The organism is Sphingobacterium sp. ML3W, assembly GCF_000747525.1.
Classification (GTDB): Bacteria; Bacteroidota; Bacteroidia; order Sphingobacteriales; family Sphingobacteriaceae; genus Sphingobacterium.
The window spans coordinates 5,087,940-5,110,754 of sequence record NZ_CP009278.1; the positions used below are offsets into that span (position 1 = coordinate 5,087,940).

The 22,815-nt window shown below is 35.5% G+C and carries 22 protein-coding genes and 2 pseudogenes; 11 read left to right on the forward strand and 13 right to left on the reverse strand.

Annotation, left to right across the window (positions count from 1 at the left end):
• Positions 1–297: 297 nt before the first annotated feature.
• Entirely contained in the window at positions 298–978 is a 681-nt protein-coding gene (locus tag KO02_RS21595; protein WP_144243384.1) for a hypothetical protein, read from the forward strand.
• Between the two features lie 11 nt (positions 979–989).
• Complete coding sequence (locus KO02_RS21600) at positions 990–1,400, forward strand: hypothetical protein (protein ID WP_038701633.1); 411 nt, start codon at positions 990–992, stop codon at positions 1,398–1,400.
• A 243-nt stretch (positions 1,401–1,643) separates the two neighbouring features.
• Here KO02_RS21600 and dcd read toward each other — a convergent pair whose 3' ends face one another.
• From dcd to KO02_RS21630, 6 genes are all read right to left on the reverse strand, one after another.
• The gene (gene dcd / locus KO02_RS21605; RefSeq protein WP_038701635.1) at positions 1,644–2,267 is read right to left on the reverse strand and encodes a dCTP deaminase; all 624 of its coding nucleotides are present in this window, start codon (positions 2,265–2,267) and stop codon (positions 1,644–1,646) included.
• Entirely contained in the window at positions 2,267–3,421 is a 1,155-nt protein-coding gene (locus tag KO02_RS21610; RefSeq protein ID WP_038701637.1) for a hypothetical protein, read from the reverse strand. Before KO02_RS21610 ends, dcd begins: the two co-directional genes overlap by 1 nt.
• Positions 3,421–3,720, reverse strand: a complete 300-nt coding sequence (locus tag KO02_RS21615) for a hypothetical protein (protein WP_144243385.1) — start codon at positions 3,718–3,720, stop codon at positions 3,421–3,423. The genes KO02_RS21610 and KO02_RS21615 overlap by 1 nt, the downstream gene beginning before the upstream one ends.
• A gap of 1,208 nt (positions 3,721–4,928) precedes the next feature.
• Entirely contained in the window at positions 4,929–5,120 is a 192-nt protein-coding gene (locus tag KO02_RS21620; protein ID WP_038701641.1) for a hypothetical protein, read from the reverse strand.
• Positions 5,110–5,688, reverse strand: a complete 579-nt coding sequence (locus KO02_RS21625) for a zeta toxin family protein (protein ID WP_038701643.1) — start codon at positions 5,686–5,688, stop codon at positions 5,110–5,112. Before KO02_RS21625 ends, KO02_RS21620 begins: the two co-directional genes overlap by 11 nt.
• Before the next feature lie 472 nt (positions 5,689–6,160).
• On the reverse strand, positions 6,161–7,255 hold the full coding sequence (locus KO02_RS21630) for a Fic family protein (protein WP_038701645.1): 1,095 nt from the start codon (positions 7,253–7,255) through the stop codon (positions 6,161–6,163).
• A 173-nt stretch (positions 7,256–7,428) separates the two neighbouring features.
• Here KO02_RS21630 and KO02_RS24200 point away from each other — a divergent pair, with 173 nt between their 5' ends.
• From KO02_RS24200 to KO02_RS21640, 3 genes are all read left to right on the forward strand, one after another.
• The gene (locus KO02_RS24200; RefSeq protein WP_235212305.1) at positions 7,429–7,962 is read left to right on the forward strand and encodes a hypothetical protein; all 534 of its coding nucleotides are present in this window, start codon (positions 7,429–7,431) and stop codon (positions 7,960–7,962) included.
• Between the two features lie 383 nt (positions 7,963–8,345).
• Positions 8,346–9,281: a hypothetical protein gene (locus KO02_RS21635; protein WP_038701629.1), complete on the forward strand. Its 936-nt coding sequence runs from the start codon at positions 8,346–8,348 to the stop codon at positions 9,279–9,281.
• 135 nt (positions 9,282–9,416) lie between these two features.
• Positions 9,417–9,782 (forward strand): STAS-like domain-containing protein, encoded by a 366-nt coding sequence (locus tag KO02_RS21640; RefSeq protein WP_038701631.1) that lies wholly within the window; start codon positions 9,417–9,419, stop codon positions 9,780–9,782.
• Between the two features lie 894 nt (positions 9,783–10,676).
• Here the strand turns inward: KO02_RS21640 and KO02_RS21645 are convergent.
• Positions 10,677–10,868: a hypothetical protein gene (locus KO02_RS21645; protein ID WP_144243386.1), complete on the reverse strand. Its 192-nt coding sequence runs from the start codon at positions 10,866–10,868 to the stop codon at positions 10,677–10,679.
• Between the two features lie 421 nt (positions 10,869–11,289).
• Here KO02_RS21645 and KO02_RS23885 point away from each other — a divergent pair, with 421 nt between their 5' ends.
• The 4 genes and pseudogenes from KO02_RS23885 to KO02_RS24205 form a co-directional block, all read left to right on the forward strand.
• Positions 11,290–11,433: a hypothetical protein gene (locus KO02_RS23885; RefSeq protein ID WP_158500337.1), complete on the forward strand. Its 144-nt coding sequence runs from the start codon at positions 11,290–11,292 to the stop codon at positions 11,431–11,433.
• A gap of 30 nt (positions 11,434–11,463) precedes the next feature.
• A pseudogene (locus KO02_RS24450) lies at positions 11,464–11,745 on the forward strand (integrase core domain-containing protein).
• Between the two features lie 290 nt (positions 11,746–12,035).
• Positions 12,036–13,184, forward strand: a complete 1,149-nt coding sequence (locus tag KO02_RS21660; protein WP_051960201.1) for a nucleotidyltransferase family protein — start codon at positions 12,036–12,038, stop codon at positions 13,182–13,184.
• Positions 13,185–13,192: 8 nt separating this feature from the next.
• A pseudogene (locus KO02_RS24205) lies at positions 13,193–13,481 on the forward strand (integrase core domain-containing protein); the annotation flags it as partial.
• An 86-nt stretch (positions 13,482–13,567) separates the two neighbouring features.
• Here KO02_RS24205 and gldN read toward each other — a convergent pair.
• From gldN to KO02_RS21685, 5 genes are all read right to left on the reverse strand, one after another.
• On the reverse strand, positions 13,568–14,593 hold the full coding sequence (gldN, locus tag KO02_RS21665) for a gliding motility protein GldN (protein WP_081918465.1): 1,026 nt from the start codon (positions 14,591–14,593) through the stop codon (positions 13,568–13,570).
• 32 nt (positions 14,594–14,625) lie between these two features.
• Positions 14,626–15,909: an SUMF1/EgtB/PvdO family nonheme iron enzyme gene (locus KO02_RS21670; RefSeq protein WP_158500338.1), complete on the reverse strand. Its 1,284-nt coding sequence runs from the start codon at positions 15,907–15,909 to the stop codon at positions 14,626–14,628.
• Between the two features lie 53 nt (positions 15,910–15,962).
• Positions 15,963–16,652 carry a hypothetical protein gene (locus tag KO02_RS21675; protein ID WP_038701653.1) on the reverse strand — a complete coding sequence of 230 codons (690 nt, stop codon included), beginning with the start codon at positions 16,650–16,652 and terminating at the stop codon, positions 15,963–15,965.
• A 412-nt stretch (positions 16,653–17,064) separates the two neighbouring features.
• The gene (locus tag KO02_RS21680) at positions 17,065–19,476 is read right to left on the reverse strand and encodes a GumC family protein (protein WP_038701655.1); all 2,412 of its coding nucleotides are present in this window, start codon (positions 19,474–19,476) and stop codon (positions 17,065–17,067) included.
• 5 nt (positions 19,477–19,481) lie between these two features.
• Complete coding sequence (locus KO02_RS21685) at positions 19,482–20,177, reverse strand: polysaccharide biosynthesis/export family protein (protein ID WP_235212306.1); 696 nt, start codon at positions 20,175–20,177, stop codon at positions 19,482–19,484.
• Between the two features lie 313 nt (positions 20,178–20,490).
• Between KO02_RS21685 and KO02_RS23075 the strand changes: the two genes are divergently transcribed.
• Together KO02_RS23075 and KO02_RS23085 are read left to right on the forward strand one after the other, a co-directional pair.
• Entirely contained in the window at positions 20,491–20,904 is a 414-nt protein-coding gene (locus KO02_RS23075) for a nucleotidyltransferase family protein (RefSeq protein WP_081918467.1), read from the forward strand.
• Between the two features lie 268 nt (positions 20,905–21,172).
• Positions 21,173–21,616: a nucleotidyltransferase family protein gene (locus tag KO02_RS23085; protein ID WP_235212405.1), complete on the forward strand. Its 444-nt coding sequence runs from the start codon at positions 21,173–21,175 to the stop codon at positions 21,614–21,616.
• A 43-nt stretch (positions 21,617–21,659) separates the two neighbouring features.
• Here the strand turns inward: KO02_RS23085 and KO02_RS21695 are convergent, their stop codons facing one another.
• The gene (locus KO02_RS21695) at positions 21,660–22,796 is read right to left on the reverse strand and encodes a DegT/DnrJ/EryC1/StrS family aminotransferase (RefSeq protein WP_038701668.1); all 1,137 of its coding nucleotides are present in this window, start codon (positions 22,794–22,796) and stop codon (positions 21,660–21,662) included.
• Between the last annotated feature and the right edge of the window lie 19 nt (positions 22,797–22,815).

The following is a 22,815-nucleotide window of genomic DNA, read 5'->3' on the forward strand; positions in this document are numbered from 1 at the left end:
AGTCTAACTTACTCACCTCATAACCTGATAACGCTAAAAAACGGCGAACGTCCAATGATAGGGTTTTACCTAAGCCAGCTGATGGAACGGAAAATGCTAATTAAAGGTGGGCATAAAACTTGACTTATAAAAAAAGTCGCAACATAAAGAGTAATGATTGTCGAATTAATAAGACAATAAAAAAAGGGATCCTTACAGAATCCCTTTATATCTTATACTTGGTTACATTTCAGAAGTGAAAGAGGCTTGACCAAGTCTTACAATACAAATATAGTAATTCTTAAACCAATTACCAAAATGAAAATAAATCTTAGGCATAAATATCTTTCCCGATCAAGATACAATAGGTATTTGTATGCCACCCATAATCATAAAGAAAAAGCAAAGAGACTTTATAATGCAAATATTAGATTGGCACAAGCATTTCATCCATTATTGACCCAATTTGAAGTAATCCTTCGTAATTCCTTAAGTAACGTACTAGCGGCACATTTCATTGATCCAGATTGGATTATTAATCAGAAAAATGTGTTCATGAGCAATCCCTCTCTCGGACAATCACGTTATTATCTAAAAGAATGTATTATAAAATCCGAACGTAAGTTCAACAGAAGAAATACAACCATTACTAATGGTAAGCTATTAGCAGATCAAACATTTGGTTTCTGGATAGCCTTATTTCTACCACATCATTATTCCTTGTTGAACGGAAAACCAATACAAATCTTCCCTTGTAAACCGACGAATGAAAACCGAGCTAGTATACATGCCAAATTAGAAAAAATCAAAGACTTTAGAAATAGAGTCAATCATTGTGAACCCATTTGTTTCAATGGACAACATATCGACTGTACAGAGGCTACAGATATCAAACAAATTCTTTATCACTTAATAGAATGGATAGATCCTGAATTAGTACCATTTTTTACAGCTATTGACAACATCAATAATAAGACAAATCAAATACACAACATTTAAAATAAAAAGTTATGTTTATAATTGATATCCGCTGGATCTTTAAAATACTTTTTAACTTGGCGATCATCATTATTATCGGCAGGTTATTTTATGCTCCATACGAACCAAAGCTACAGGGCACCAACATGGTATATATTCTGCCATGTCTTGGTCTGCTGAGCAGTTACCTCTATCTCGCGGCTTGGTTTGGCTGGAAAAAAGGATTTAAAATATTATGCTATGTAGCTGGATACTTCTTATTTACAGGTTATTTTGCCTTAAGAGACTCCTTACCGAAGTGGCTCGATCACACCATAACAGTTTTAATACTGGCCCTGATAGCTTATGGTTGTTACCGCGTCATTAAATACCTGATTAACCTAGTGAAAAATCTAAAAGTGAGATTTGAAGCTTACAGGATGCGTTATAAAAATAGAAGATGATACTGTAAAAAGAAAACCTCATAAACTTTTCGAATAGTTCATAATAAGTAGGCTTTGTTCTTTATCGACATCATGGATTATCAGCAGACTTTAAGTTCTAACTTACTCACCTAATAACCTGAACGCTTAAAAAATGGCGAGCGTCCAGTAATAGGATTATCTAAGCTAGTTGATGGAGATGCAAATGAGAGAGAAGGTGATTGATAGTTGAGAGCAGAAAGAAACCTGCAGATTAAATGATCATTATTCTGTGATATTATTAATATCTTTCCACATGGCATTGAGAACTATCAAATCCTCATCTGACTGTAATGTTGTCACTTGGGGCCTCACGGCACAGGAATATTTTCGAGCAGAAGTGAAATAGTTAACTTCTTTATCAACTACACTAAATATGCCCTGAACAATCCTAGCACCAACAGTTAGATTTATTGGTGAATGATTATTATTTGTCAATTCCATAGACAAACAACCACAATATCCAGGTTGGGCTATAGTAGAAATAGTCAAACCCAGCCTCGAATACGAACTACGCATATATAGGGAAAGTAACAAATTATTCGGGATTTTAATGTATTCAAGAGTTGTGGCCAATACAGTTTGACCTGGATATAAAACAATTGTTTCACCAAGCTGTCGGCGAGTTTCTTGAAAGAAATTTTTAAACTCCTTTGGTTTCCCTAAATCAGTATTTAAAGAAGCAACCATTAATGGATTGCGACCGATAGAAGAAATTAAGAAATTAATTCCCAATCGAAAGTCAATCCCTATTTGTGTTATTTGACTTTCATCTAGTAAAGGCCGTAATACGAGCTCTCCTGAATCAATAAGCTCAACTATTTTATCTTTTGTAATTATTGCTGACATTATTTCTTATTGTTCCACTCTTTCGTAATAAAATAATTTCCTATTGACTTTTCCATAAGACTGTTAATGATCGAATAAATCTTACCGCCTGGGACTTTATTTGTTGTACCTAACATAGGGTCAAAGCGATTGAAATCCGCTAACCAAATATTCCAACCATACTCAAAAATACCATGCAGCTCTGCATCACTCTTAGCCTCAACCGGTATAAGATTATAAAAATCATCGGACTCAATATTCGAAAATCTTTTCATCAGGGTTTTCCCTGTTAATCTATTCAATATTTCATTGAAAGTGTTAATAATTAAATTATTATTACCATCAACGAAATCTCTTACCATACGTTCTCGATGAGGGGTAGCAGGATGGCTTGTAGACCAACCATTGTTATAGCTAATAGAATTTAAGTAAAGATTAGAGGTCATACCAATATATTGTGACGCAAACAAATCACAGAAATACTCCATTAGATGGGTATAAAATACATCCGCACGATTTTTATCAACTAACTTATTGTTTACAATCATTGGTTGATCAATAAAGGGGAAATATTTTAGAATATCTTGTTGTTTATGTAAATCTGGAATCTGAAGAAGTTGATAAATAGCATATTTCGCTACATCAAACTGCTTTTCAATAAAATGACCTAATTCATGATATAAGGGTACTGTAGAGATATAATCCTTACATAAAGTAATTGGCAGATTTATTTGAACTAATTTCTGTTTAAATTCAACTCCAAATTTGATCTTAATGGATTGATAAAAAACGTCGTTCCTAGTATAATCTAGAAAAAAACTAAATGCGTATAAATCTTTTGTTAGACCAGTAACGATAATAAAGTCGCCAATTTTAACCCAGTCTTCCATGGCGTTATTCAAACACCTGACTATTTCAAATGGTATAGAATTAAGGGTACTGTCTCTTAAAAAAACAAGACAATTAAAAATAAATTTAATATATGACCTGACTTCTTTTATTTCATCCTCACTTAAAGCACTTAAATCTTGAGCCTTTATGCCATCAAAAAGTTTTATCAGATTGTCATGATAGATAGCTTTATTATTATCCGAATAAGTATCACCCCGTGTTTTAGAAATAAGCTCCTCTACTTCAGAAAACTGAAGCAAAAGCATCTTTTGAGATTGATTCATTAAAAAACTAAGCTTTCTTCAGATTGTTTAATAATCGACTGCAATTCTGATATTTCTTCATTATTAATGCACGATAAATTAACCCTTGTCAACCATTCAGGCGCAATTTCCTGAAGAAGAATTTTAACGTCCCTTGATTCGGATGATAAATCATAGATATTTAGAGACCCTTCAACTAACCCTTTTGCTTCTGTTAAGATAGGAAGCAAATAATCCATATACGCAGAAGAACCATCCTTAACATTGTTAAGAAAGAAAGAAAGAAAATCTATTCTTTCATTTCTAGGATTGTGAGCCATCAACATAAGTAATTGTGTTTATTGAGTTTATTTATTAAAAATAACAAAAAAAATCTTTAAAAGTTCTTTTTGCAAAAATAATATTTACAATCAACTCTCACAATAGCTAAAGCAACAGTAAAATATCATTCCTAATTTATCGATTCAGTTGATCACTAAATATGGAAGAAATTTCGAATAAAAAAATCTACGTAGAATGCTACAGTTTGCTGAACAATTTACAGATGAAAAAATTGTTACGCTGTCACGACAATTGAGTTGGTCTATTTGGTTAAACTGCAAGAGCAGATGAGCCAAATTTTAATCGTGAAAGGAGCGTCATCACCAAACATATTGGTAACGTTTTTAATGATGGTGAACTGCATGAAAAAAGCAATGTACAAGATTTGCACATTAGTGGTTCTGACCGCCCAGATAAAGAAGCTGTACTGGTAACATTTAAATGAATTAAAATAAGGAGCTATGTTTATAATTGAAATCCGTTGGATCTTTAAAATACTTTTTAACTTGGTAATCATCATTATTATCGGCAGGTTATTTTATGCACCATACGAACCGAAGCTACAGGGCACCAACTTGGTGTATATATTACCATGTCTTGGGATACTAAATAGTTACCTATACCAATCCGTTTGGTTTGGCTGGAAAAAAAAGGATTTCAAATATTATCCTACATCGCTGGATATTTAATATTAATGGGTTATTTTGTGTTAAGAAACTCCTTGCCAAAATGGTTTGATTATACTATAACAGTTTTAATAATGGCCTTGATAGGTTATGGTTGTTACCGCGTCATTAAATACCTGATCAACCTGGTTAAAAATATAAATATTCGATTTAAAGCCTACAGGATGCGCAATAAGAATAGAAGATGATATTAAAAAGAAAACCGCATCAATTCTTCGAATAGTTCATGATAGATAAGCTTTGTTCTTTATAGATATCATGGATTATCCGCAGACTTTAGGTTCTAACTTTAAACAAGTAACACAGTGACGAGTAACGCAGTAACGTTTGGTCTAACTTGAAACAAGTAACAAAGTGACAAGTAACGCAGTGACGATTAGTCTAACTTACTCACCTGATAACGTTAAAACGATGAGCGTCCAATGATGGCGTTTACACCCAAGCCAGCTGATGAAGATGTAAGTGGGGGATAAGATTTGCGGAGTAGACGAAAGATGATTTTATTGGAAGCGATATGTTCTTTATTCCTTTGGCAAGGTACTTAATAATTCTTTTGCCGAAACTTCTTTTATCTCGCCATTAATCTTAACTACTAAAGTTCCATTCTTTTCCGCTGTCTCATGAGCTAATTTTGTTAATGCTTTTTGAACACCCAATCTTACTCGCTCCGAGAAAGAAATACTACCCGATTTTTCATCTAGTTTATTCAACATACTCACTTTGCTTTTTAATCGTTAACCAAATCTCGTCATTAATTACCACTTCTCCAAATTCATCCTTTTTCGCTATAATCTCTGGAACAAGATCCATATTATCAAAAACAATCCAAGTATCACAAATAGGTTTATACAAGTTCAAAAGATTGTATATACCTCTATAGTAACGTCGAAAAACAACATCGTTTGGAATAGAATGTCCACCTAATGATACCCGTTTTGATACTCGCTTAACAGCCATTTCAGGTGAGTCAAGCCAAAAAAACAATACAATAACACGATAACCATAATCTTTTGCACGTTTAATTAATGATACATAACTTCTGGTGGCGAGTGTAGTTTCAAATGCAAAATCAACCCCTTCTAATATCAATTCTTGAATTCTATTCAACATAATTCGACCTGCGCTCATTGCTACACTATTTGGATTAAATGGAGAAATACCAGCAGCAATATTGTCAGCATTTACATATTCTTTACAACTAAATATTTCAGGTAAAACAGTATAGCTAGCTGTTGTCTTACCAGCACCATTACAACCACAAATTATGTACATATTTGGCATAAAGATTTATATTTAGTGTTTTATTTTAGTAAATATAACAAACAGCTATTAGCCCAACAATAAGCAATTTGCATTACTTCAAATAACCTCAGAAATTGTTTCAATCATAAAATCTCAATCATCTTTTTCAAATGGTTGATAGTAGATTTCATTTACGCAAAAAAACTTCCATCTTTCTCAACTTTCCAAATAGTTGATGATAGATAAAGTTTTGCTATTATCGGCATCATGGATTATCCGCAGACTTTAGGTTCTAACTTTAAACAAGTAACACAGTGACAAGTAACGCAGTAACAATCATTCTAACTTTAAACAAGTAACACAGTGACGAGTAACGCAGTAACGATTAGTCTAACTTACTCACCTAATAACCAAATAACGTGACAACTAACACACTGAAGAGTAACGCAGTAACGATCAGTCTCTCTTCGATGGAAAGTCCAGTCTCTCTAGCAAGAAATGCTGTAGGGCACTACCAGTTAAGCTCATAATTCGTACTTCTACCACCTGAATCAGCTTTTAATAATATACCTTTATTGACCAAGTCTATAATATCACGTAATGCCGTATCTGCAGATACTTTGGATATCTTTGCCCACTTTGACGTGGTAAGATTTCCTTCAAAATCATCCAACAATTTATCCAGCATCATCCGTTGCCGATCATTTCCTATTTTCGAAGCATTGGCCATCCAAAAGTGATGTTTTTTTACAACCTTATCGATTATAATACTGGAAGAGATGATAGCTTCTTTGAGGCATTTTAAAAACCAAACAATCCAATTTGTAATATCAGAATCTCCTTTTTGTGTTTTCTCTAAAATAGCGTAATATCCTTTACGTTCTTTTCTAATTTGAGCAGACATACTATAAAACCGTTGGTTTACCCCATCCGCTCTAGATAGCTGCATATCTGTTAGCGCACGAGCTATACGTCCGTTTCCATCATCAAAGGGATGTATCGTGACAAACCATAAATGAACAATAGCAGCTTTTAATACCGGATCGATATTTGAATCAGAATTAAACCAATCAATTAGTTTAGTCATCTCCTCTGTGAGTCGTTCAGCCTTTGGTGCTTCAAAATGCACGACCTCTCTTCCTATTCCTCCAGACACCACTTGCATATCACCATTGCGCCATTGTGCAACATCAATCTTATACAATCCGCTTCTCCCTATCGGAAATAATGCAGCATGCCAGCCGAATAACCTTTCGTCACTCAAAGTTTTATCCGTGTTTTGTGTAGCATCTAACATCATTTCTACTACTCCATCGATATGACGATCAGCATGTATCAAACCAGAGATATCTAACCCTAGTCGAGTAGCTATTGAAGACCGTACCTGTTCTGGATTTAATATCTCTCCTTCAATTTCCGAAGATTGAACAACATCTTGAATAAGTGTTTCTAAGTTAGCTTCGTCTTTTAACGCAAAGCCTAATAACTCCACTTTTCCAATAATCTTCCCTTGAAGATGCCTTACTTCACTTAGTAGATTGAGAATTTTCTCATCGTCCAACATAAATACTGTCCAGTTGTGCCGTTCATGTAGATAGACTGCCATAACTTATATCCTTATGCGGTAAATATAGCAATTATTTACCGCATAAAAAGCGGAGAATAAATTAGTTAATCTCCGCAATCAATAAAATTTAGGTTCTAACTTTTAAATAAGTAACGCAGTGACGAGTAACGCAGTAACGATCATTCTAACCTAATAACCTGACAAGTAACACAGTGACGAGTAACACAGTGACGAGTAACGCAGTGACGAGTAACACAGTGACGAGTAACGCAGTGACGAGTAACACAGTGACGAGTAACGCAGTGACGAGTAACACAGTGACGAGTAACGCAGTGACGAGTAACACAGTGACGAGTAACGCAGTGACGAGTAACACAGTGACGAGTAACGCAGTGACGAGTAACACAGTGACGAGTAACGCAGTGACGAGTAACACAGTGACGAGTAACGCAGTGACGAGTAACACAGTGACGAGTAACGCAGTGACGAGTAACACAGTGACGAGTAACGCAGTGACGAGTAACGCAGTGACGAGTAACACAGTGACGAGTAACGCAGTGACGAGTAACACAGTGACGAGTAACGCAGTGACGAGTAACACAGTGACGAGTAACGCAGTGACGAGTAACACAGTGACGAGTAACGCAGTGACGAGTAACACAGTGACGAGTAACGCAGTGACGAGTAACACAGTGACGAGTAACGCAGTGACGAGTAACACAGTGACGATCAGTCTAACATTCTAACCTAATAACCTGATAACATTAACGAGTAACACAGTGATGAGTAACGCAGTAACGATTAAAAAATGGTGAACGTCCAGTAATAGGATTACCTAAGCCAGCTGATGGAGATGCAAGTAAGGGATAAATAACAAAGGATATGAGTATAACATAACCATTATAGGACAATCTTGCAGTTTTACAGATTCATTTATTGAAGAAGATGATTCCGAGACACAAAGTCTTGATAATAATAATATCGAGGAAGAAGAATGAATGAACATACTTTTCAATAATTAATAACTAAAATCATACTTATCTTTGGTATCTTAGTTACTATAAAAACTACGATCAACCAAAACTGCAGCTAAATTAGTATTTAATAACATCTAATTACCCTTTATAGTATGAAAACAATATCATTGCCAACACATATAAATGATAATTTTGGGGACTCAATGGGTAAACTTTTTGAGCTCCAAGTTCAGATTGACAATACAGAAAAAAACATAGAAATATTACTGGATTATAGTAAAGCAGCATTCACTAAACCATTTTTTACATTAGGACTCTTGCTACTCATTAAACAATATGGAGGAAAAAGAGCTCCAATTAGTTTAAAGTCTGAAATAGAAAATCAAAGTGTTGCTGGCTATATGAATAATATTTTTTTTCCAAATATTATTCATTGCGACAAAATAAACAGCGTGTCTGTCATATCATTATTAGAAAAGTATAAAAATAAAACATACATCCCCCTTCTTTCATTTCCAATAGGTAGTGATGCTGAGACCTCAAGAATAAGAGATATCTTTATCGGTCATCTGAATTCTTTATTAAGAGGATTTGTCAACGTAGGCACAAATTATAATCTTCTTTCAGCTCTGCTTTATCTTATTGATGAGACGATTGAAAATATTATTCATCATGCTCATCACGATCACGGTTATATATTTGCTCAATTTTACCCTACATTAGGATATCTTGACATTTGCATAGGCGATATTGGAAGGACGTTATTAGAATCTTATACTGACTTTAAAGATAATGCCTATAATGTAACGTCTCACCTAGATGCAATGAAAGCAGCACTTGGGGGTAAATCTACAAAATTACAAGATATCAGTAGAGGGTTTGGAATAAGTACATCAACACGTATGTTGACGGAAGGAATGAATGGCAAGTATTTTATCTATTCAGGAGATACTTTTTGCTATATATCTGCAGAGAAAAATGAAATCTATACAACAAAAGGAGATTTTAATTGGCAAGGTGTATTGGTCTGCTTAAGAATACCTGCGCTCGTACCTCAAGATTTTGATTATTCTAAATTTGCAGAATAATAGAAGGAAATAAAAAAAACAATTTATCTATTGACTTGTTCTTTACAAGAAGAATTTGTATATTGTTTAAAAGCATTTTAATAATTTATAATTTAAGCATATCTTTGCACACTATTTAAAGAACAGGAGTACACTATGACAACTGCAGCAGACATTAGGTTAAAGGATTTATTCAATGAATCTTTAGACACCAGAGAATCTGTACATTTTCTGATTAATTATATCGAGAGGGAGTTGGGTAAAGAGGACTGTTACGATATTACATTAGATTTTACAGGAATTGATTTTATGTCTAGGTCATTTGCGGACGAACTACATAAACAAATCAATTTAGAGAATTTTCATAAATCATTCACATTTGCCAATATGCCTCTGAGCATGAAAGAATTGTTAAGAGTGGTTGAAAAGACACAAACTACAAGAAAAAAAAGAGAGATGAAATCCTCTGTTCTTGTCGTAAAAGATATTTCTATGATAAAGGATTACACTTTTTCGTGGTAAAAATTTGTCTACTTATTTAATATAGAGAGGCTTCATATTGAAGCCTTTTTTAATTTTGATATATTTTAGTCCACTTAATATTACTTAGAAAAACAGAGAGTTTTAATGCAGCACTACAATCGGCATCATGGATTATCCGCAAACTTTAGTTCTAACTTTAAACAAGTAACACAGTGACAAGTAACGCAGTAACGATCTGTCTGACTTTTAAACGAGTAACGCAGTAACGATTGGTCTAACATTCTAACCTAATAACCTGATAACGTTAAAAACGATGAGCGTCCAATGATAGGGTTATTACCTAAACCTGTTGGTTAAGACGTAAGTGAGGGGTAATTGTGAGGATAGAAATCTTACATTAATTGAAGAGTAGCTTGTCAAAATGAAATAATCATCCTTTTTACATAAATCGAACACCTAATTGTGGGGCGCCCTTATAGGAAAAGGCGTATCTTTAGCAAGAATTCATTTAAGTTGTTAGCCATGAATAGAACCATAACACTTACCTTAATTATTATTTCAATAATACTTTTAGTATTTACTTTTTTATACAACCCGCATATAACGGTATTTCTATCTTTGGTAATTTCTTTAATTCTACTATTATCACGCCTTTTTCTAACAAAGAAGAATAGCAAAACTTAAGATTTCATTTGTTATAACCGTAGTGCTGGAAGTATATGAAACACAAGGGGCATTGATAGCTGAATTAAAAGGATAGGGTTTGATTATTATCTGAATCATAGATTGTTCGCAGACTCTAGCTCTAACTTTAACCAAGTAACACACCGTCCAATGATAAGGTTATTATCTAAGCCAACTGATGGAGATGTAAGTAAGTGATAAGATCTGCGGTGTAGACGAAAGATAATTTTATTGGGAGGGATATATAATTTATTCCTTTGGCAAGGTACTTAATAATTCTTTTGCCAAAACTTCTTTTATCTCGCCATTAATCTTGACTACTAAAGTCCCATTCTTTTCCGCTGTCTCATGAGCTAATTTTGTTAATACTTTTTGAACACCCAATCTTACTCGCTCCGAGAAAGAAATATTACCCGATTTTTTATCTAGTTTATTCAACATAATACGACCTGCAGTCATTGCTAATGACCACCTCCCAAAAAACTGGAGTATTTAAAAGTAGAGAATAAAGCCCACCGTCGCGAAGATCTTCCATTACGCATAAGAATACGTAATACAGCCGAAACACCGGGACGTTATGGACTTTGGCGCGTCTATATTTTTTTACGTCGCAAAGGCTGGTCTGACAACCATAAACGTGTCTAACAGATCTATAAGGAAGAAGGTCTGAACTTAAGGAGTAAACTCCCGAGACGCTCCAGAGCAGCTTTTCATCGCTCGGAAAGACCTTCGTTTTCCAATTTATATGACTGCTGGAGCATGGAGTTAGCTTCGCTGCTACTTCGTGGTTGTAGCAGATGCACTGTCCGATGGGAAGAAAATCCGCTGCTTAACTATAGTGGATAATTATAGTCGTAAATACATGGCAATCTATGTAGGACAAGGTATAAAAGGCTATCAAGTTGTAGAAACTTTAGAACAATTAAAGTTATTTAGTGGTATTAAGGCTAAGAAAATTCAGGTTGATAACGGTTCAGAATTGCTAAGCAATCATGAACCCGGATAAAAATATGTGTGAATAATTTATCTCAAAGAAATGGATAGGTTGGCCCACGAACAAAAAGTTGAACTTGTCTTTTCAAGACCTGGAAAACCAACGGATAATGCGTATATTGAGTCGTTCAACGAAAGCTTCCGAGACGAATGCTGAAACACCAATTGGTTCCTTTCGTTGGAGGATGCCAAGCAGAAAATTGATGACTGGAGAAACGAATATAATACCTTCAGACCTCATAGCTGTTTAGGAAATTTAATCCCTGAAATGTTTATTGAAAATCAGGTCAAAATAGCAAATTTTTCTAATTTACAATGCTCCTGAAATTGGAAGGGGGTCAGTTTATTTTCTTGCAGGCCTATGACATTTTTTTGTATCTTGGTATTAATTTTTCATAATTGGATTAATTTATAGCTATACCCAACGTTGTTCGTCGTTGGGGATTTTTTGTTCTGGTGAGCACTAGAATAAGCTTAGTCCACTTGCTGTTGGCTGCTACTTTACATTTATATTGTCCATTAAGGCAAGCTCCAATTTTTACCGTGCATTTTATAACATATTTTCCTGCTCCTAGATCAGGTATATTTCTATCTTTCAGGATTACTATGCATCTAATGGTAAAAAAAATAGTTATTTTTGGCATGACAACTACTTCACAATTTATGGACAACAGGCTCAGGGACGTTTTTTTTCAATTAGTGCGCATCGGACTATGGAACAAGGGATCACTTGTACTGAACACAGCATTATCGGAGGCCGATTGGTTACAAATACGATCTTATGCAATACACCACACCGTAGAAGGACTTATCTACGATAGCTTTCCTTTTTTAGAAGAACAACAATTACCCCCACAATCCCTTCGATTAAAATGGACGGTGCGAGTGGATCAAATCGAGCGCCATAATGCGAAGATGAACGAAGTTATTGCTGCCCAATATACCGCCTTCACCAAGGAAGGTTTACGTCCTATCTTACAGAAAGGTCAAGGCGTTGCAGCCTGCTATGAAATCCCTCATCATCGTATGTCAGGAGATATTGATTGGTATTTCGAAGAAAAAGGCTATGCAAAAGCGAGAGAAATTCTTAAAGAAAAACAACTAGACTTCCAAGATACTGCAGGATTTAGCCTATTTTATGAGTGGCAAGGAATTGCAATTGAGCATCATAAACGGCTTTTTCATATACGCAACCCATTACAATATCGTTATTTAGGTCAACTTCAACGAAAATACTTTCAACACCAGCAAGGACTTATCTTAAATGGTACTACCATTAAAACTCTGGCTCCGGAATTACAGTTATTACAGGTAAATGTACATATATTCAAACACTTACTTTCTTTCGGCATAGGTTTACGACAACTTTGTGATTCAGCTCGACTTTATCATACTGTCTCTACCCAAGTTGATCCACAGGCGTTAAAAGAAATTTATACGCATACCGGTATTCTGGCTTGGACACATTTATTACATATCATCCTTGTCAAACATCTAGGTTTACCCGAACAATCTGTCCCTTTCCCTTACCCCGAAAAATGGGATGCGGACTGGATGATGGATGAGATTTTTTATTCAGGCAATTTCGGTTATCATGATGAGCGCTATAAAGATGGTTCTTTCTCTCCTTTATCAGCTCGCCCAGCAGGTGTCCATCGGATTTGGTCTAACATGAAACGGTATTTTAAATATGCGCCTCAAGAAGTATTTTTCTATCCATTCGTACAGCTTTATTCCAAAGTTTTAGGCATCGATGACGATTAACGTAATTATTTATATCAAAAGAAATGGATCGATGGGCTTATGAGCAAAAAGTTGAATTTGTCTTTTCAAGACCGAAAAACCAACGGGTAATGCGTATATTGAATCTTTCAATGGAAGTGTTCGCGCTGAATGTTTAAATACAAATTGGTTCCTCTCATCGGAGGATGCTAAACAAAAAATAGAGGACTGGCGGGGAGAATATAATACCTTTAGACCCATAGCTGTTTAGGAGATTTAACCCCTGAAATGTTTATCGAAATGAAGACCAAAATAGCCGTTTTTTCTACTTTCGAATAGTCCGAAAATGGGAAGTCTTCATATGATAAAAAAAGCATTCTCAAAAGATGAGAATGCTTTTTTATCATAGCAAAATTAAACTACACTTATTTTTTCTTTCCTTTTTTCTGCGCATTAGGGATAAACTCTTCTAAGTTTTCCGCTTTCACACCCTTAGGATTCGTCCATAATTTCTTTTTATAAGCATCGATCTTTTCCTCGATCTGCGCTGCATCTTGCAATTGCTGTGCTTCGTCAGCTACTTTTAGCGCACCAGCAGAAGATTCACGGATGATCGTACTGGCATATTTCTTTTGCACAAACAGGTCATCCATCGTCATATCATATAGCCCTTTATCCGGATCGGTAATATCGACCTTCACCAAGCTATAACGCAATTGTGGGAAATACAACCAAAATGCAGGAGTAGAACCCACTGATTCAGCCAGCTCAGCTGAAGTCGTGATATCCATCAATGGCGCTACACCAATGATACGGCTCTCCAAACGGCCACGTTGCTTATCAAAGAAGATATCCTCTTTGATGCGGAATTTTGTTACCCGAGTAGGATCAAATTCATTTAAAGCCATTTTTGAATCAATCTGGTTCCCCTCATCATCAAATATGGGTACGAGTACGCTATCCGTAAAACGGGCAAGCCCATCATTAGCACTCATTCTACCTTTAAAAGAATCATCATCAGGACTATATAAAGACAACTTACCCGCCTCGATACCCTTCATGATAATTTCTATCAAAGAGTTTCCCGGTGTTGCGAGCAGGAGATTTTTTTCATCCTTCAGGTCGATATCACGCCATACCCTTTTATAAAAACGGATATTTTTCATATTGATTTCTGGATAAGCAAAAGGGACCGCATCTTCCAGGTTATTGGCCTGATAAAAACCATCTGTAGTCGGTATCGTATCCATCAATACCTCCCCTTCAAAGCTGTTTGTCAGCTGTTCAGTCTTTAAACTATCTGGTATTTCTTGTTGTGCAAAGACAGGAACAAATCCCATAGCCATTGCAATCGTTATCAAAATCTTCATTGGAATATCTTTTTTCATAGCCAATACGCCACTATGCATATCCACAATACCATGTATTTTAGAAGGTGAGCACCGTGTCATATTGCTATCGATTTGAATGTTATATCAAGTTATTAGTATTTTCTTGTTTTACTCTGTATAGTCGGCATTTCAAAAGCAGACATCACACAGCGGAAACCGATATACGAATGCGGTTCATAATCGACCGAATAATTACGGGTTTCGCTATTCAATTGCTCACCATTATCCTTCCAAGAACCACCACGCACTACTTTCCTTTTCAAAGCGTCGGCATCTTGATCATCCGCATCATATAAAAGAACAGGATTCAGATCGTTGACAAAAACCATTGCTGATGGACTGAAAGCATCTAATGTCCATTCAGAAACGTTACCAGCCATGTTATAGATCCCAAAAGCATTTGGAGTATATGACTTTACCGGAAGCGTAAACGTAGCTCCATCACGCGAATAAGTTCCTTCACCCTGTTTAAAATTGACTGCTAGCTTTCGCTTACCCTCTGCCCCATCAATGGTCATACGCGTGCTTGTAGTCGTATCACGAGGATCCAGCTTGCCTTCTGCTGCATATTGCCATTGCGCTTCAGTAGGAAGGCTTAAAGTCAGCTGATAGCCACTGAGGTAAGAGTTTTTCATCAACGTTGCCATCACTTCTTTCCCACGCCAGTCTGTAAATGCTCTTGCCTGTCTCCAGGTTACACCAACGACAGGATAGTAATCAAAAGATTCATGTGTAAAATAGTTGACATCAAGAGATGCTAACTGCGAGTTCGGAAAGTCGCTGGACCAGATATCTTCTACAGGCATCACTAGAACAGCATCCTTTACATATGTTCTTTTAGCATTACCCTTGGTTTTTTGATATTCATATTGATATTGCATCACCTCTGGATTCAGCGTTCTTTTAGATCCTTTCATCAGGATCATAGGCGCTAATTGTTCCCGTATAGTAGGGTCGTTGCTCTTCCACAGAGGTGAAACTTTTTTCACCTTCTTCCAGTCGATCGGGCGTTCACCTTCAGGGTCACCTGTTTCCAAAAAGTACTGATCATCCTTTAGATAATCCGTTACCGCGATTGAATCGGCTACCCAGTTTATAAACTCGCGGTATTGTTTATTGGTCACTTCGGCCTCATCAATAAAAAATGCACTCAGACTCACGTTCTTACCTGTATCAGCACTATCCAGAGAACTTTTAAACAAAATCGTTCCAGAAGGGACATACACCATTCCCGGAGGCGCTGGTAATTTACCTGCACGGAAAGCGGCCACTTTTGGAGCTTTATATATGGACGAGCTTGATTTACAAGCTTGCATACACATCAAAACTGCTAAAAAAACCAGCCCAATCGTGAGACTCGGATAGTATCTTTTCATCTTATTCATAATTATTAATCTTTGATATTTATGTTTTATTGCGTTGAAATGGATTAATTGCGGTTAAAAAAAGCATATTTAACCCCTACGGACACAAAACCATATTGGTCGTTTTTACTATGGATAATACCATCGATATTATCATTCGTGGTCAAGTTATGTTGGTAGTTGACATTGATCGCCCACTGTGGTCCATAAAGTGTTCTGCCGAAAGGGATATCAACACCTACATTTAAAGGAACGATGAAATGTATACCAGATAGATCATCAGCAATCTCACCTCCATTTGCCACTATCCCGGTGCTATAACCACTTTCCAATTGTCTCGAAATTCGGTTTTTCATAAGTCCGGCACCAGCACCAATATAAATATTGGATACAATCCGCTCCAGATTACTAGCACCTAAAGTATAATTACTATAGTTATCCGGCAATCCCATGAATTGACCCAAGCGTACTTTACCATTCACGTTACCAGCGTAATATTTATTGCTGTATTCACTACCATAGCCATTGCCACTTACTTCACCTTTTTGGGCATGAAGACCTACGGATATAAAAGGACTTATTAAATAATCACCTTCTCCATACCAAGCAAAATTCAATTTCGAGTTTCCCAGATCTGCCAAGCCATAGGCAGCTCCAGCACCTGCACCTACTGTAATGGGACGAGAGAATTGTGCAGAAACAGATCCAATACCTAAGCAGGTAAACAAAGTAAGTGTAAGTAATAGTTTTTTCATTATGTGTATTGATTGGTTAAATATAAATTCAGAAAAGAAGGATGTGATCGCATATGGCCACATAATAGGTATGTAATAAAAACTTTTAATTGTTGTCATATTAAAAATCGTTGATAAACCCGAGTAATCTCCATTGCTTTTAGGCAATGCCAAGTTGATTCGTTATTATGCTAATGATCCTACAAAGTAACGTAATTTTTACTTAAATTGTTGTTCTAACAGCACAGATGATGAATCGTTATGAAATTATTTTCACGCGAGTCTATATGCAATTTTTAAGCCATACTCCAGTTACAAGGGAATTATTTCAATATTAGGTGGTATTTTGATATTCAGAATGAATTATAAAAAGGGAAAAAAAAATTGGCGCAATTCCAATAGAAAAGCGCCAATTACAATATATTATCGATTTCTATTTGAAACCAAATTTACTTTTCAAGTTCTGCCATAATTTAGCAATACCCGCTTTCTTTTCATTTTTATCACCGTAACCGTAACCATAACCGTAGCCATAGCCATAGCCGTAACCACGAGCAAAGTCCACATCGTTGACAACCGATGCTAAATTTTTCAACTTACCATCCACATAAAGTTCTCTTGGTACTTGTAACAACCGTTTATCCAAATAATTAACACGAGACACAAATAATGTCAAATCAGCATTTTGTGCGATCAATAGCGTATCCGTCACCAAACTAACTGGCGCTGTATCCACTAAAATATAATCATAATGCTCACGTGCATATTTAATTACATCATCAAAATGTCCATTCATTAACAATTCAGCAGGATTTGGAGCGATGTAACCTGAATAAACGACATCAAAATCATAATTTCCAGGTTTCTTAATGATGATATTATCCACATCCATATCTGGATTGATCAAAAATTGTGTTATCCCCACATTCGTATGTTGTAAATGTGAAAGCCCTAGATAATCCAATACTTTTGGACTACGGATATCAGCACCAATCAATAAGACGCGCTTACCAGACATGGATAAGATTTGTGCGAGATTTGTTGTTACAAATGATTTACCTTCACCTGATGTAGTTGAAGTCACAAAGATCACCTTTGATTCATCCTTTTTATCCGCACCAAACATAAAATTCATATTAGTTCGTAAAATCCGGAAAGCTTCAGCAAGAGACGATCTATCATTTTGATGAATAATAGTGTCTTCTGAGCTAGGAATCTCACCAAGTACTGGTGCTTTAACAACATCTTCAATATCTTTTCGAGAATGAATTTTATTATCCAATAAAAACTTCAAATACAAGATGAAAAAAGGGATTAGAAATCCAACTATTAAAGCTCCAAATATCACTAAACTTCTCTTTGGAGAAACTGGATAACCATTTCCATATGCAGCATCTATAATCTTTAGATTATCTGGTGTTGCAGCGGCTTTCACTTCACTTTCTTCACGTTTTTGCAACAATAGCAAATAAAGAGATTCTACAATCTGTTGCTGTCTCGAAATTTTCTTAAAGCCTTGTTCTTGATTTGGGATCGAATTAATACGCCCTTTAATCTCATTTGATTTCCGTTCACTACTATTCAACGCCAATTTGGTTACCTGTTGATAGTTTTCCAAAGAGCGTCGAATATTATTTTTACTCTCGTTGATATTTTCATTCAGGGCCACAACTGTTGGGTTTAAATCCGAAGCCGATTTCAATAAATCATCACGCTCCAAGACCAGCTTATTATACCCTTCAATCGCTAAACCTATAGACGCATCCTGAAGACCAATATTAGAAGGTAATAATTTACCATCTTTCTCTCCCTTTAGAAAGTCGCTCATATGATCGACCAATTGCAACTGCGTACGATACTCTAATACTCTTTTATCATTCTCAGAAGCATTCTGTAAGAAAACACCAGCTTCAGTAGCCATGTCAACCATGGAGTTTGCTGACTTAAAATCTGCGGCTTCTTCATCAGCTCCTGAAAGATCTTTAGAAATCAACATTAAACGCTTATTGATAAAATCGGAAGTAGCCCTTGTCATCCTCATCTTATCATTAGTTAAATCCGCATTATAAATGTCAATCAAAGAATTTAAAATTAAATTGGATTTCTTTCTTAGAGTTGACACCATGGTAAAATTGACCATATAAGACTGCATTTCCTTTCCTGGAGTAATATTAATAGCTCCCAAAGTAGCATCTACTGCCCAATCTTTAGGCATGACAGTTATTTCAAAACCACTTTTCTTATCTGCTATACTATTATTACTTTTTCTAAAAATTACACTGTCATTTCCAATTTGCACTAATTTATTAAAACTTGCATTCAACTTTTTCCCAGTAGATAGATCGGTGATTTGCAATTGTTGTTTATCCTTAAGCTGTACTTCAATATGAAGAAGAATAGTATCTTGGCTTCCTTGTGGCTGAAGAATAAATGGCATATCAGTTTCAAGAATTTCCGTTGAGCGAATCTTGCCCTTACTAGCATACATAATATTTAGATGGTGCTGATCCACAACTTTTTTAATCAATCGTCTGGACTTCAAAACTTCAATCTGATCTGTGACAAAAGATGAAGAACGCCCACCTCCTAAACCTAAGCTACTACTTAATTCAGCAATACCTGCCAATTCACCCGCCGAGCCGCTGCGCTCATCTTTCAACAAAATTTTTGCAGTAGTATTATAAGTCTTTTGCGCGTAACGCAGATATATCACAGCAATTCCTACTGAAAGTAGAATAGCAAACACAAACCATCTCCAATAATAGGCATATTGCTCAAAAAGCTGCCTTAAATTAATCTCTTCTCTTTGATTGTCCCTCTGTTGTAAAGGTTGTTGTTCCATCATGTTGTTTAGCGTGTCAATACAGATATTACAGTAATTAAAAGGCCTGCAATTGAAATAATAATATTTGTATTAGCCCCTAATTTAGAATTATTGATTTGTGACTTATTTGGTTCTACATAAATCACATCATTTTGTGCTAAGTAGTAATAAGGTGAATTTAAAGTTTCTTGTTTTGTCAAATCCAAACGATGCATAGACTTTTGTCCGTTCACTTCACGAATCAAAGTCACATTTTCACGTACGCCACGAATGGTCAAATCTCCCGCCATACCCAAGGCTTCTAAAACCGTGAGACGTTCAGTTGGCATAATAAACGATCCTGGTCTAGCAACTTCTCCCAAGACAGAAACACGAAAATTATTAAAATTCATATTGACTCCCGGATCTTTTATATATTGACTTAATTCTTTTCGCAATTTTTCGATAGCTTCCAAGCGAGTTAAACCTTCTATATGAACAAGACCCAACATAGGAAGGGTTATATCTCCTTTATCATCAACCGTATAAGTTGGTCGCAGAGCCATATCAACAGCTTGTGACATATTACTTGTAGTCATGGTACTTAAGGGATTAAAAGGGGCTGTTACTTTTGGATCTGCAGCCGTAACAACAATGGTTAAGATATCATTTTTTTGTATCTTAGGTACATATTGCTCATAGACGGTAGTAATCTGTGTAGAATCAGGCTGAAAATACACCATGCTCTTTCGAGATCCGCACGAACTAAAAACCATTAGGATAACTGTTAGCATCACTAAGGTAAAACCACACTTTGAAATTAATCGCATGTTCTATTCAAATTATAAGATTTATTCTGCTTAATATAATGACAAAAATATATTATTTTACTCACACTATCCCAATTAAATATCAATTTAAAAAAGATTTTCATCAAACACCACCACATTAGCAATATTTGTGCCTAAATATTAAAATGCTTTTGAGAGTCTAATAAAAACTACAATTATAAACCTCTTATTTTTATTATAGCAATATTTTAATAAATATTTTTGGATGTATCAAGTTTACAACAATTTGATGGATAATAAAAATCAGGAAGTATTTCTGCAATTACTAAGGATTGGACCTTGGGGAAAAGGTACTTTATTAATAAGACAACCGATCTCTAATAAAGATTGGTCTCAAATTTACTCTTGTGCTACTACCCAAACAGTAAGAAGGGTGATTTTTGATAGATTTGTTCATTTAGAAGAGTCTCAACTCCCTCCACAATCTTTACGATTACAGTGGACTATACGAATCGTTCAAATTGAGCGATGTAACTACAAGATGAATACAGTTTTGGCAAGTCAATTTAAAAATTTTACAGAATTAGGTCTTGACCCTATTTTACAAAAAGGAGAAGGGGTAGCAAACTGGTATTTAAAACCCGAACATCGTGTCTGTGGCGATATATTGGTATTTTGAAGATTTAGGATATTCGAAAGCGAGGGAATTTATAAAAAATAAAAATCTTAAATTCAAATATACGGCAGCTTTCAGTCTAGACTATGAATGGAATGAAATTAATATTGAACACCATAAGCGTCTTTTTGATATTAAAAGTCCATTCAAATATGAATATTTAAGTAAAATACAAGATAAATATAAGGACAAACAACAAGAACATTGAATTAAAGATTTATCCATCAAAATACTCGCTCCAGAACTCCAAATCCTACAAGTCAACGCACATATTTTAAAGCATATGATTTCTTTTGGAATAGGTTTACGTCAAATCTGCGATGCAGCGCGCTTATACATTACTTATAAGGATCAAATTGACGCCCAAGCATTGTTCCAGATGTATAAAGAAGTTGGTATCTTGAAATGGGTTCATATCTTACATCATATCTTGACCAAACACATCGGATTACCTAATGATGCGCTCCCTTTTTCCTATCCAGAAGATACACAATCTGATTGGATGTTAACAGAAATTTGGCATGGTGGAAATTTTGGTTATTATGATGACCGTTTTGTAAATGGGAAAACAATCAAAACAATTCCTGTTCACCCAGATGGGGCAAAACGTTTATGGAGTAACTTTAAACGTTATTTCCCATATGCACCTCAAGAAGCCATATTTTTTCCCATAATAAAACTCTATTCTAAATTTATTGGAATAGATCGCGATTAATAAATCGATCTTTAACTATATAGTTAAAGATCGATTTATCTAATTATTTACTAAATACCTGCTCTATAGCAGTCTTTATACGTATTCTCTCCTCATCCGTTAGGTTAGAACCAGAGGGTAAACATAAGCCCTTATCAAATAGATCTTCCGCTATATTACTACCATAATATGGAGTTTCTTCGAATACAGGTTGTAAGTGCATAGGTTTCCATAATGGTCTTGATTCTATATTAAACTCCAAGAGCGCCAATCTTAGCTCTTCACGAGTAATTCCAGCTTCAATAGGTTCAATTGTGATTGCGGCCAACCAATGATTCGAATAGAAATCTTCAGAAGGTTCAATAAACACTTTTACGCCAGGGCAAGAAGAAAACAAGTTTACATAAAAATCAGTCATGGCACGACGCGCTTCTACACGATGAGCTAAAACTTCCATTTGACCACGACCTATACCTGCACAAATATTAGACATACGATAATTATATCCAATATGAGAGTGTTGGTAATGAGGAGCATCATCACGTGCTTGGGTCGATAAAAAAACCGCTTTATCTTTATCTTCTTGCGAATGGCAGACTAATGCGCCACCACCTGAGGTAGTTATAATTTTATTACCATTAAAACTCAACACACCAAATCTTCCAAATGTACCACATGCTTTACCTTTATATGTAGACCCTAACGCCTCTGCCGCATCTTCGAGAACCGGTATATCAAATTCGTTAGCGATTGTTAAAATTTCTTCCATTTTTGCAGGCATTCCATATAAATGAACCACAATAATAGCTTTCGGTTTCTTTCCTTTAGCAATACGGTCAGATATAGCATCTCGCAATGCAATTGGGCACATATTCCAAGTATCTCTTTCAGAATCAATAAAAACAGGAATAGCTCCTTGATAGGAAATTGGATTTGCGGAGGCAGAAAATGTCATCGATTGACAAATAACCTCATCGCCATAACCAACTCCACACTCAATTAATGCTAAATGCAAGGCTGCCGTACCAGCAGACAATGCCGCTACTTTAACATCTGCATTTAAAAACTCTTCTAAATCCTCTTCGAAACCATTTACATTTGGTCCTAATGGGGCTACCCAATTCGCATCAAAAGCTTCGTGAATATAATTTAATTCACGCCCTCCCATATGTGGAGATGAAAGCCAAATTTTATCTGACATGATATTTAATATTTATCGT